General features: G+C 41.6%; 12 protein-coding genes. 9 read left to right on the top strand and 3 right to left on the bottom strand.

Going from position 1 to position 12,466, the window contains the following annotated elements; all coding sequences use genetic code 11:
* Window positions 1-15: 15 nt before the first annotated feature.
* The 8 genes from bcp to R3D71_03475 all read left to right on the top strand — a co-directional run bounded on the left by bcp (window position 16) and on the right by R3D71_03475 (window position 8,173).
* Window positions 16-522, top strand: a complete 507-nt coding sequence (gene bcp / locus R3D71_03510) for a thioredoxin-dependent thiol peroxidase (protein MEZ5690719.1) — start codon at window positions 16-18, stop codon at window positions 520-522.
* Window positions 523-2,733 (top strand): phosphoribosylformylglycinamidine synthase subunit PurL, encoded by a 2,211-nt coding sequence (purL, locus tag R3D71_03505; GenBank protein MEZ5690718.1) that lies wholly within the window; start codon window positions 523-525, stop codon window positions 2,731-2,733. It abuts the gene before it with no gap.
* A 123-nt stretch (window positions 2,734-2,856) separates the two neighbouring features.
* Complete coding sequence (locus tag R3D71_03500; GenBank protein MEZ5690717.1) at window positions 2,857-3,633, top strand: hypothetical protein; 777 nt, start codon at window positions 2,857-2,859, stop codon at window positions 3,631-3,633.
* A gap of 5 nt (window positions 3,634-3,638) precedes the next feature.
* Entirely contained in the window at window positions 3,639-3,779 is a 141-nt protein-coding gene (locus R3D71_03495) for a hypothetical protein (protein MEZ5690716.1), read from the top strand.
* A gap of 187 nt (window positions 3,780-3,966) precedes the next feature.
* Window positions 3,967-4,683, top strand: a complete 717-nt coding sequence (locus tag R3D71_03490; protein MEZ5690715.1) for a phosphatidylserine decarboxylase — start codon at window positions 3,967-3,969, stop codon at window positions 4,681-4,683.
* Window positions 4,684-4,723: 40 nt separating this feature from the next.
* The gene (locus tag R3D71_03485) at window positions 4,724-5,530 is read left to right on the top strand and encodes a phosphatidylcholine/phosphatidylserine synthase (GenBank protein ID MEZ5690714.1); all 807 of its coding nucleotides are present in this window, start codon (window positions 4,724-4,726) and stop codon (window positions 5,528-5,530) included.
* A 174-nt stretch (window positions 5,531-5,704) separates the two neighbouring features.
* Window positions 5,705-6,850 carry an ATP phosphoribosyltransferase regulatory subunit gene (locus R3D71_03480; GenBank protein ID MEZ5690713.1) on the top strand — a complete coding sequence of 382 codons (1,146 nt, stop codon included), beginning with the start codon at window positions 5,705-5,707 and terminating at the stop codon, window positions 6,848-6,850.
* 30 nt (window positions 6,851-6,880) lie between these two features.
* The gene (locus R3D71_03475; protein MEZ5690712.1) at window positions 6,881-8,173 is read left to right on the top strand and encodes an adenylosuccinate synthase; all 1,293 of its coding nucleotides are present in this window, start codon (window positions 6,881-6,883) and stop codon (window positions 8,171-8,173) included.
* 142 nt (window positions 8,174-8,315) lie between these two features.
* On the opposite strand, the gene tsaD is transcribed toward R3D71_03475, so the two are convergent.
* Window positions 8,316-9,338, bottom strand: coding sequence for a tRNA (adenosine(37)-N6)-threonylcarbamoyltransferase complex transferase subunit TsaD (tsaD, locus tag R3D71_03470; GenBank protein MEZ5690711.1), 1,023 nt, complete (start codon window positions 9,336-9,338; stop codon window positions 8,316-8,318).
* Between the two features lie 48 nt (window positions 9,339-9,386).
* On the opposite strand from tsaD, the gene hemC reads away from it, so the two are divergent.
* Entirely contained in the window at window positions 9,387-10,298 is a 912-nt protein-coding gene (gene hemC, locus R3D71_03465) for a hydroxymethylbilane synthase (GenBank protein MEZ5690710.1), read from the top strand.
* Here the strand turns inward: hemC and modA are convergent.
* Both modA and hflX read right to left on the bottom strand, forming a co-directional pair.
* Window positions 10,295-11,047, bottom strand: a complete 753-nt coding sequence (modA, locus tag R3D71_03460; protein MEZ5690709.1) for a molybdate ABC transporter substrate-binding protein — start codon at window positions 11,045-11,047, stop codon at window positions 10,295-10,297. The two genes, hemC and modA, sit on opposite strands and share 4 nt — an antisense overlap.
* 61 nt (window positions 11,048-11,108) lie before the next feature.
* On the bottom strand, window positions 11,109-12,449 hold the full coding sequence (gene hflX, locus R3D71_03455; GenBank protein MEZ5690708.1) for a GTPase HflX: 1,341 nt from the start codon (window positions 12,447-12,449) through the stop codon (window positions 11,109-11,111).
* Window positions 12,450-12,466 lie beyond the last annotated feature (17 nt).

Below are 12,466 nucleotides of genomic sequence, written 5' to 3'. Positions count from 1 at the left end.
AAAAAGGAGATAATAATGGCGACAAATACAGCAGAAAACATAAAAAATAGTAGTATGACAGAACTTACAGAAGGCAATAAAGCTCCTGCCTTTGATATGCCTATAAATGGTGGCAGTGATATAAAACTTAATGAATTATCTGGTAAAAACATAGTGTTATATTTTTACCCGAAAGATGACACACCGGGATGCACCACTGAGGCTAAAGATTTTACGAGTTTGATTAAGGAATTTGAGAAACTGGATACTATAATAATTGGCGTATCCAAAGATAGCGTGGAAAAACACGATAAATTTCAGGAAAAATATGATATAGCTTTCCCGCTTGCTTCCGATGAGGGAATCAAGACAATACAGGATTATGGCGTGTGGAAAGAGAAAAAAAATTATGGAAAAACCTATATGGGGATAGAACGCTCCACTTTTCTTATTGATAAAAAAGGAATTATCCGCCAGATATGGCGTAAAGTAAAAGTAGCTGGACACGCTGAAAAAGTGCTGGAGGCAGTAAAAGGATTATAAATGCGAGAATCAGCAGTTAAAAATGATACCGGTGAAATCACACCGGAGATAGTAAAACAACATGGTCTTAGTGAGGGTGAATATAAAAATATCCTACGGATAATGAACCGAGAGCCAAACATGGTAGAGCTTGGTATTTTCTCGGTTATGTGGAGCGAGCATTGCTCATATAAAACTACTCGTAAATGGCTAAAGGAGATGCCAACTGAAGCCTCATGGGTGATATGTGGTCCTGGTGAGAATGCTGGGGTTGTTGACATAGGCGACTCTCAAGCGGCGATTTTCAAAATGGAATCGCATAACCACCCATCATATATTGAGCCTTTTCAGGGTGCGGCAACTGGTGTTGGTGGTATATTGCGCGACGTATTTACTATGGGCGCGCGTCCGATAGCCAATATGAACGCCCTACGCTTTGGCGACCCTTCCCACCCCAAGACCAAACATCTACTTTCTGGAGTGGTGGATGGTATTGGCAGCTATGGTAATTGTGTAGGTGTGCCAACTGTTGGCGGTGAATGTAATTTCCACTCATCGTATAATGGTAATATACTGGTAAACGCGATGACAGTTGGAATCGCCGATAAAGACAAGATATTTTATTCCGCCGCCGCTGGGGTTGGTAATTCAGTAGTATATGTCGGCAGCAAAACCGGACGTGATGGCATTCACGGCGCGACTATGGCATCGGCTGAGTTTGACGACAAATCAGAGGAAAAACGCCCGACCGTTCAAGTTGGTGACCCATTCACTGAAAAACTGCTGATAGAAGCCTGCCTTGAGCTAATGAAAACTGACACTATCCTCGCTATTCAGGATATGGGGGCGGCTGGTCTTACCTCCTCCTCACTTGAGATGGCGGGAAAAGGTGGAACTGGCATTGAGCTGGAGCTAGATAAAGTTCCAATGCGTGAGGCTGGAATGACTCCATATGAGATTATGCTCTCTGAATCACAAGAAAGAATGCTTATGGTTATAAAACCAGAGAAAGAGCATATAGCAAGGGCAGTATTTGAGAAATGGGAGCTGTCTTTTGCCACCATCGGTAAAATTACTGATACTGGAAATCTGATACTTAAAATGCACGGCGAAACCGTCGCTGATATGCCTATAGCGCCGGTTTCTACTGACGCTCCGATTTATGACCGACCGTATGAGATAAGGCAACAGGCAGAAGGCAATAGGCAGGAGTGGAAGTCCTTAATGCCTGATGCCTCCAGCCTAATGCCTAATTTGCTTACTTTGATAAGCGAACCTGACCTTGCCAGCAAACGCTGGATTTACGAGCAATATGACTCACAAGTGCGTAATGACACTGTCGCCTCTTCCGGTGGTGACGCGGCGGTAGTTCGGGTACATGGCACGGGCAAAGCTCTTGCGATAACCACTGACTGCACACCTCGTTATTGTTACGCTGATCCGGTAGAAGGTGGCAAGCAAGCGGTCGCTGAAAGCTGGCGCAATTTAACATCTGTTGGCGCAAGACCACTAGCTATTACCAACTGTCTTAATTTCGGCAATCCTGAGAAACCAGAAATCATGGGACAGATAGTTGGCTGCCTGCAAGGGATGAAGGAGGCTTGTCTTAAGCTTGATTACCCGATTGTTTCCGGCAATGTCTCGCTATATAATGAGACTAGTGGCGTTGGGATACTTCCTACTCCGGCGATTGGTGGGGTTGGTATTTTGGAAGATATGAGCAAACGAGTAAGTAATAGCTTTATATCAGAGGGTGAGGATATTCTTGTTATAGGAAATACTAAGGGTCATCTCGGAGCTTCCTTATATCTGCGTGAGATAATAGGTAAGGAAGAAGGTTTGCCTCCGGCTGTAAATCTTGAGATTGAAAAGAAAAATGGGGATTTCGTCCGCTCGCTAATTAGCTCCGGCAAAGTGACTTCTTGCCATGATGTGTCTGATGGTGGTCTGTTAGTCGCTATAGCTGAGATGAGTTTTAGAAAAGATATTGGCGCTGATATAACAATAAGCGGTGACGCGGCGTTCTGGTTTGGTGAGGATCAAGCACGTTATGTTGTAACCGCGACAACTAAGCAAACTGACGCTATAGTAAAACTAGCGAAAGATAATGGCGTAGAAATCTCAATTATTGGAAAAACACAAGTTAGTGAACTGACTATTGATAAAGACTCTATAAAAATCAGTGAATTAAAAAAAGTAAATGAAGGTTGGTTGCCTGAATATATGGGGTAAGCAGATTACAACCTCGTAACATTGCCGTAATAAAAACTTCATAAAACTATAATTGAGACTTTCTTGATCAACTGCTAGGATTATATTAGTTAATTTATATCAATACACAGTCAGGAGCCCGACATGAATGACAAAACTCAACAATCGGCTAACACTAATGGGGTAAAAGGATATCTTAATTCTCTAACAGATCCAGAAAGAGAAAAAATTCAATCCGCGATGGGTGATTTAGAAGCCCATTTAGGGTCCACTACCTCAAAAATCACAGCATTTATTAAAGCTGCTATAGATCCGGACGGAAATGGTGTTCTTGATCCACATCATGCGAGCAGTATATCAAGAGAACTTCCTAGTAACATTGATGAAGAGCTAGTGGATCAAATGTCAGCCCACATAAAGGGAAAAGTTAATCGGGAAAATCTTGTTAAAGCAGGGGTTATAAGGCCTGATATGATAGATAAGGGTACTGCAATGATGGGTGAACTAATCGAAGGCAAATTAAACATAACTGTTCCTAAGGAATCTATGGACATTATCGCTGAAAATGCCGAACCGCTAATTTCTGCCAGCATGCAAGCTGCAAACAGAGCTATCTTTGATATAGATGGTGATGGAACACTAACTAAAAAAGAGATGACAACAACTATCTCTGAGTTAAATAAAAATGGGCATAAAATCCGTTCTAAAGATGACCTCAAGCAGCTAACCAAAGGACTGAACGTTACTGATGAGGTAATTAAAGCCGGTTTGGATTTACAGAACCAGATAAATGAAAAAAAAGCCAAAAGATCGGAAACTAGCGATCACGACGTGGATCCAGAAAAACAAATACAAGCTCCTGCGCTGCCACAAAGCGCACAAGTAGTGGCAAATAAGAGTAATAAGCATCTAGTGGTGTAGGCGGTGTGGTGGATAGTATACATGAACCTGTGAGCAATGCCGCGAATAATGTAGTGACACCTATGGACTCATATATTGATCAAAATAGTATAGCTGTTCCTATTGTTCCAAAAGATCCGGCGAAAGCAAAGTCTACTGCAAAATAGTAACCTTATGAGTTAATCTGTAGTTTTGGAACAGGTTTACTGTGATAATGACCGCTCTTTCTAAAGCTGTCTGCTTGATATTTTTTACAAAAATTATCAATAACAACCATGCCTAACTTCCTAGACAAAGAATCACAGATAATATATAGTTCCTACCAGATAGATTTAATACAAATTGGAGATTAAGATGCAGTCACAGGATAACCACTTGCTGGAGACAATAAAGAGCGTATTTGTTCCTATCCATCCGACCGGATGGCCGTTTATCGCGATATTTTTTGCTGTATTCGTGGTACTAGCTCTGATTTCTTCTTTTCTTGGCTGGATAGGTTTTATACTACTTTTCTGGTGTGTGTATTTTTTCCGTAATCCAAACAGAATCTCTCCGATACGTGAAGGACTTATTATTAGTCCGGCTGATGGCATAGTCCAAACCATAAGTAAGGTGATTCCTCCTGCCGAGCTAGAGTTAGGAGAGGATGAACATACCAGAGTAAGCATATTTCTAAATGTGTTTGATGTTCACGTAAACCGTATCCCGATCGCTGGTAGCATCAGCAAATTACATTATGAACCCGGTAAATTCTTAAACGCCTCTTTAGATAAAGCCAGCGAGGAAAATGAACGTCAGATTATAAAGATAACTACTCCTGATGACGCGAGTATCGGTGTTGTGCAGATAGCTGGGTTAGTCGCGAGAAGAATAGTTTGTGACTTAATTGAGAACCAGCCGGTCAAAACTGGTGAGCAGTTCGGAATAATCCGTTTTGGCAGCCGTGTTGATGTTTATCTGCCGCCTGACGTTATGCCGATGGTTATGATTGGACAGCGTATGGTTGGTGGTGAAACTATAATCGCTGATATAAAAAGCAATGAGTCCAACCGTATCGGCACAAAACATTAGTTCATAAATAATTCATAAATAATATAGTGTTTATATATAGATGAAATATAGCAGAAGGCGTGAGGAACGCTTAAGGAGAAGATTACTAAACGGGAAACAGCCAATTTCCCGCCTGTTTCCTAATATGATAACTATAGGCGGTATGTGCTGTGGTCTTTCCGCTATACGTTTTGCCATGCTTGGACGTTTTGAAATATCGGTAATGTTTATAATAGCCGCTGCTATTATTGACGGAATGGATGGCAGAATCGCCCGTATGCTGGGAGCTACCAGTGATTTTGGCGCGCAGCTTGATTCACTATCTGATTTTTTATGCTTTGGGGTCGCGCCCGCTCTAGTCGTCTATATGTGGCAATTAAATGAGGTAAAAGGAATCGGATGGGCGGTTGTTCTATTCTTCTCGGTGTGCGTCGCTTTAAGATTGGCTAGATTTAACACTGATCTGTTCAATTATGATAAGCAAAAATGGGAAAAAGAGTTTTTCGTCGGTATGCCCTCACCCGCTGGTGGGATATTATGCTTAATCCCAGTAATATTACATATTCAAACAGACCGCTATTTTATAATGCCACATTTTGTGACTATCGGCTACATGGTCATTATAGCTACCCTAATGGCAAGCCGGATACCGACTTTTTCTGGTAAAAACATAAAAATAAGTCATGAGTGGATTCCTAAATTCATGATATTTTTCAGCTTCATGTTGGTTTTCTTTATAATAGAGCCTTGGATATTCATCTCAACTCTTGGCATTGTTTATCTATGCTCCATATTTTTTAGCGTAAAACAGTATAAAAATCTGGAAAAACAACATGCTACCCAACAGATACCAGCAAATGAGAAGTAATTTTGTTTAAGGTAATTGGTACGTCTGCTTCGTGGTGCAAAACTCTATATTTTGGACAAGATTTTTATAGAGGTCTCCATAAAATTAACATTTCGCGGAGACTTGTATATTGTAAAAATCGTTCAAATAACTATAATTCCGGTTTTTAGTAACTATATTGATAAATAAACGCAAATGACTAAATCCCTATTACCTCCCGGTTGTTATGACTTGTTGCCACCACAGGCAGGACAGAAAACCGAGCTTGCTTATAAGATGTTATCTTTATTTGAGAGTTTTGGTTATGAGCAAATAGCTCCATCTTTGATGGAATATAGTGAGAGCCTGCTTGAAGGCAGAGGAAGAATGTTAAGCCAACAAATCTTTCGAGTGATGGATCCGATTTCTCATAAGTTCATGGGAATAAGGTCAGACATAACTCCACAAGTCGCACGCATAGCGATGACCCGACTTAAACAGCTTCCACGTCCGCTTAGGCTTTGTTATAGCGATTCCATACTAAAAATGCGTGGTGAAAGAACAAAGAATAATAGGCAGCTACATCAGGTGGGTATAGAGCTTATCGGAGCGGCAAAAGCGGGAGCCGACGCTGAGGTTATACTGATAATGGTAAAAGCGTTACAAGCGGTTGGTATAAGCAACATTTCCCTTGATTTGAACCTTCCGGGAATCGTAAGCTCACTGCTTAGAACCGAGAAATTTGATGAGGAAAAACTGCAAGAGTTGCTAGCGGCGGTCGCGCGTAAAGATATATCTTCTGTAAGTAACATCCAGTTTACTTATCAGGAAACTCTTATCGGTCTATTGCGCAATATTGGAGCGGCGGAAACTATGCTACCCAATATAGAACGCCTTGACCTACCGGATAGCGCGCGCCGTGAATGCGCTGATCTGCGTCAGGTAATTGATATACTGAAAAAACATGGTGGAGATGACCTAAAAATAACTATAGACGCTACCGAAAGCTATAGTGAGGATTACCATTTGGGAATAGGATTTTCTATATTTGTTGACGGGGTTACTTATGAGGTAGGGCGTGGTGGCAGATATAGGATACAAGGGGCAACCGCCGAGTCTGACATTGAGGCTACCGGATTTACCTTGTATATGGAAACCTTACTTGACATATTACCAAAGCCCCCAGCGAAAAAGCGCATATTGATAAGTGAGGGGATTGACACTGAAGGCACTGAAAAACTGCGTAATGATGGGTTTGTGCTAATACATGCTGTTGAGGGCTATGGAAATTGTAAAAATGAAGCGAAACGTCTTGGTTGCGGTTATATTTACACCAGTGGCGAGATAGTTGAGTTATCTTAGAATAATACCAATAAAAGAGAAAGATAGTAAATGGCAAATGTAGTGGTAATGGGTTCGCAATGGGGCGATGAAGGCAAAGGCAAGGTGGTTGACTGGCTGTCTGAGCGCGCTGATGTGGTGGTGCGTTTTCAAGGTGGTCACAATGCTGGTCATACGCTAGTAGTGGATGGTGTCACCTATAAATTGTCACTACTTCCCTCAGGGATAGTGCGTTCTGGCAAATTATCAATCATCGGCAATGGCGTGGTAATAGATCCTTTCGCATTGCTTAAAGAGATTGAGACGATTGGAAATCTTGGTGTAGAGATAAACGCTGATAATTTACGTATAGCGGAAAACGCGCCATTAATTCTACCTATTCATCAAATAGCTGATCAGGCGGCGGAAATTGGTCGTGGTAAGAGTAAAATAGGAACTACCGGACGTGGCATAGGACCAGCCTATGAGGATAAGGTAGGAAGACGAGCGATACGTGTCTGTGACCTATCGGATACAGAAAGCCTTAAAGAAAAAATAGAAAACCTACTTAACTACCATAATATATTCTTAAATAACGCTGGTAAAGAGCCCGTAACAATAGATGAGATACTAAAACCTCTGCTTGATATAGCGCCGAAAATACTGGAATTCTCAACACCAGTCTGGTTATTGCTGCATCAGTTGCGCCGTGATGGCAAACGTATATTATTTGAAGGGGCGCAAGGAGCGTTGCTTGACGTTGATTATGGTACTTACCCTTATGTCACCTCATCAAACACTCTAGCGGGAGCGGCGACTACTGGCGCTGGAATTGGAATGAACGCTATTGGTTATGTGCTTGGCATTACCAAAGCCTATACTACCCGTGTTGGTAGTGGTCCTTTTCCAACGGAGCTTAATGATGAAATAGGTCAAACTTTAGGCAGAGTTGGTCATGAGTTTGGAACGGTTACTGGCAGGAGCAGGCGTTGCGGCTGGTTTGACGCGACCCTAGTGCGCCAGACTGTAAGAATCGCCGGAATAACTGGTATCGCTCTTACTAAACTTGACGTTCTTGATGGTTTTGAGAAGATAAAAATATGCGTAGGCTACAAACATAACGGAAAAATATATGACTATCTGCCCGCATCCAGCAAGATACAGGCGGAAATAGAACCGGTATATGAAGAAATGGAAGGTTGGAGCGAAACGACAGGTGGCAAGCAAAGCTGGGCGGAGCTTCCAGCGCAGGCGATAAAATATATACGCCGGATTGAAGAGCTAATAGAATGTCCGGTAGCGCTACTTTCTACCAGCCCTAAGCGGGAGGATACAATACTGGTAAGAGATCCGTTTGTGGATTAGGGATCTTTTTGTTTAATCCCCGTGAAAGACTACTGTCTTTCGCATGGGATACAGCTTCCTCCTACGTTCTTTGAGCTTCGGCGGACAGGCAGGGCTGGCACGACCTGCTGGTCGTGCTTCTTGTGTTCTCCATTCTTAATTCCTAATACAATGCCCATCTGGCTTTTGGTTCAAAATCTAAATTATCGCTAAAGCCAAGCCTAAACCTCTCAATACCAGCCCAAGCGATCATAGCGGCGTTATCACTACATAATTTTACCGGTGGAGCGACAAGCACGAGACCATTTTCTTCAAGTATAACTGATAGTTTTTCCCTGATATATTGATTAGCGGCGACTCCTCCGGTAAGAGCGAAATATTTTCCATTTTTATGTTTTTTCTTAAACTCGTTAACAGCGAACTGTGATTTCTCAAGCAGCGATTTAGTAGCGCTATATTGAAAAGAAGCGCATATATCAGCTATATCAATAGCGTTTAATTCTCCTCTACTCTTTTTAATTTCCTCAATTTTAAGGCGTACAGCGGTTTTAAGTCCTGAAAATGACAGATCACAACCTTCCCTACCCTGCAAAGGAATCGGAAATTTATAAGCAAGCTCATCACCATTTTTCGCGTATCTTTCAACCACCGCTCCCCCCGGATAGCCAAGACCGAGCATTTTAGCGGTTTTATCATAAGCCTCACCCAGTGAGTCATCAAGTGTGCTTCCAAGCATCTGATACCCACCAACACCCTCCACTATTAAAAACTGACAATGCCCACCAGATACCAACAATGTAAGGTATGGAAAATCTATATTATCACTAAGACGGACTGTAAGAGCGTGTCCTTCCAAATGATTTACCGCCACAAACGGTTTTTTTATAACACTCGCTATCGCCTTAGCGGTCATCACCCCGACTATTACTCCACCGATAAGACCCGGCCCCGCTGTTACCGCTATAGCGTCTAACTCGGATAAATCACAGGTGGCTTCCTCAAGAGCTTTTTTAATAACCGCCTCAATATGCTCCATATGTGCACGTGAGGCGATCTCTGGTACTACGCCACCGTAAACCTCATGTTCTCTTTGCGATAATACAATATTAGACAATATATTTCTGTCATCAGTCACCACTGCCGCTGAAGTCTCATCACAGCTTGTTTCAATTCCCAGTATTTTCATATATTTATTCGTTTATTATTATTCATATCTATTATATAGAGTTGCTATATGAACATACGCTTAAAATCAAATATTATAAGGCTTGGCACCAGAAAAAGCCCGCTTGCTATAGCACAAGCAACGCAGATACGGGATATGCTGTTGTCGTACCATCCGAATATTCAAGTGGAGATAGTTCCTATCACAACCAGCGGCGATAAATTCACTGAAAAACCGCTCGCTGATATTGGTGGCAAGGGATTATTTACTAAAGAGATTGAGGAGGGTTTACTTGATGGTAGTTTGGACATCGCAGTTCACTCAATGAAGGATATGCCAACAAAACTACCAGACGGGCTTATAATTGGCGCGATGACTGAGCGGGAAGATCCACGTGACGTACTAATCGCAGAGAATATAAAAAGCCTTAATGACCTTAAGGAAGGCGCAGTATTTGGTACGTCATCCCTACGTCGCGCGTCTTTGGTCAAAATTAAAAGACCTGATATAAATATAGTGTCGTTTCGTGGCAATGTTGAGACTAGATTAAAGAAACTAAAACAAGGAGTGGCTGACGCTACTATGTTAGCGCAAGCAGGACTTAACCGCCTAAAACTAAGCGATGTAGGAAGTGCGCTTGATATAGATGAATTTCTTCCGGCGGTAGCGCAGGGCGTGGTAGGTGTTGAATGTCGCGGTGATGATACAAAAATTCTGGATTTGCTCGCCCCACTTAATCATACAAACAGTGCCATAGCGGCCAACTGCGAGCGGTCGTTTCTTGCCACTCTTGATGGTTCCTGCCGTACTCCTATATCGGGACACGCTGTTATTGAAGGAGATAATATTTTTATGCGTGGTTTGCTCGCAAAGCCTGACGGTAGCCAATATTATACCGCTGAGCTGAAAGGAAATATCAGCGATTATGAAAATATAGGTATAGCAGTAGGCGAGGAAATAAAAAGGAAACGTGATTCTTAATTAGTGAAAAATCCATATTTACGGAATATCTTTTTTACCTTATCACTTTTAAGATAGTTAAGAAAATTTCTTGCCTGATCCATATTATCGCCAGCTATCACCACCGCGTAATAATCTATGGATTTATGAGCGACCTCCGGTATATAATCTATTATCCTTATACCTTTTCTACCGATGGTGGAGCTGTGAAAACATATAGCGAAAGCATTCTGATTGGCTACCATGTCAAATATTTGCTCTAAATCTTTTATATACAAAGTGTAGCGTTCAAAATCAGAAGCGATGCCAAGACTACGCATTGACTCCTTACCATAAACCCCCTCTAACAAATTTTCAGGATTTCCTAGCAAGAACATTGGATTACCACTACTTTCCTCAATCATAGCGTTAGTCGGCAACCTACCAGCTCCCATTGATACTACTTTTGAGCTAGAAGGACCAATGAGAACCAGCTTATCACTTGCTATGTTTGTTGGTGAATAAATATCTATGAGTCCACGAGATTTCAATTCCTCAATCCAGTCTTGTTTAGCGGTAATGAGTATATCAGCGGCCGACCCCTCATTTATCTGCTCTTGTTGCGCGTTTTGGGATAAAAAAGAATTATTTACGGAAATATTATTTTCTTTTGAATAATCACGAGCTATCTCTGCTACGACTACACCAAGATTGCTATCCGCCATTACTGTAACCGTCGGCAAGGTCATAAGCTGTGCGGACGCTGAAAAAGAAAAGATAGTTATCGCCATAAAAAATATTATAGACAACGCACGTACCGAAAAAATAGCGTGACAGAAGGATATGCGCGAATCAAACCGGTATCTGACCATATCTATACTCAAAACGCTTAATATTATCTTTGGATAGCTGCACCTTTACCAATATTTCCTCATCATCAACAATATCTTTTTTAATAACCTTACCGTTAGAGTAAAGCCACGATAAGACTTTACCGTAATCCATTTTAAGATGGTAGATTACCTCCTGAAAAAACAATCTACTTACCATTTTGTCAATGGTTTCTACTAGATTACTAACCCCCTCACCGGTTTTGGCTGATATATAAACTCTACCACCTTCGTTTTTTATATCACCGTAATCACTGCCTTCAAAATTGATATTATCAATTTTATTACATACCTCAATTAAATTATCCGGCAGGCTATCGCTATTAAATAATTTTCTTATTACTTGCTCCACATCTTCTTTTTGGGCAACGGTATCCGTATGTGAAATATCACGAACATGTAGCAATATATCAGCTTCTAAAACATCCTCCAAAGTGGCGCTAAAAGCCGCTACCAATTCAGTTGGTAAGTCTGATACAAAACCAACAGTATCCGATATAATTATCTTACCACCTGAAGGAAGCTCAAGAGCGCGCATAGTTGGGTCAAGTGTGGCGAACAGCTTGTCCTGAGCCATAACTTTCGCGCCGGTTAGATAATTAAATAATGTTGATTTTCCAGCGTTGGTATAGCCAAGAAGAGCGACTATCGGAAAAGGAACTGACCTACGGTTTTTCCGGTGTAAGTTTCTAGTACGTTTTACTTGTTCAAGTTGTTTTTTAAGTTTAGCGATTTCATCGCTGATAAGCCTACGATCAATCTCAATCTGTGATTCACCGGGACCTCCCATAAATCCAAAACCGCCGCGCTGCCTTTCCAAGTGAGTCCATGAGCGTACTAATCTACTCTTCTGATAATTAAGAGCGGCAAGCTCTACCTGTAATTTTCCCTCATGAGTTCTGGCACGCGCGCCGAATATCTCAAGAATAAGAGCAGTTCGGTCAATTACTTTGCAATCCCACTGCTTTTCCAGATTTCTCTGCTGTATCGGGGTGAGTTTGCTATTTACTATAACCAGCGATACATCACTGTTTTTGATATATCCTCTTAACTCATTAACCTTACCGCTACCGAACAATGTCGCTGGTTTAATTTCAGGAATATTTACCGGAATATTTTCCACTACCTCTAAATCTATAGCGTTGGCAAGACCGAGAGCCTCTTCAAGACATGATGATATAGTTCTGTTTTGCGCTGAGGATTTTTGTTTGAATACGGGATGTATGATAAATACTCCACTGGCTGGAGCGTCAGTACTTATCCCATTTCCTCGTGAATCATTATAAGAATCATCAAGGTACACTATATTAAAATCCCCTC

The sequence above is a fragment of the Rickettsiales bacterium genome (assembly GCA_041396965.1).
In the GTDB taxonomy this organism is placed as follows: Bacteria; Pseudomonadota; Alphaproteobacteria; order Rickettsiales; family SXRF01; genus SXRF01.
Note: the sequence above shows the minus strand (reverse complement) of the source record. Positions and strands in the feature narration are given on the sequence as shown.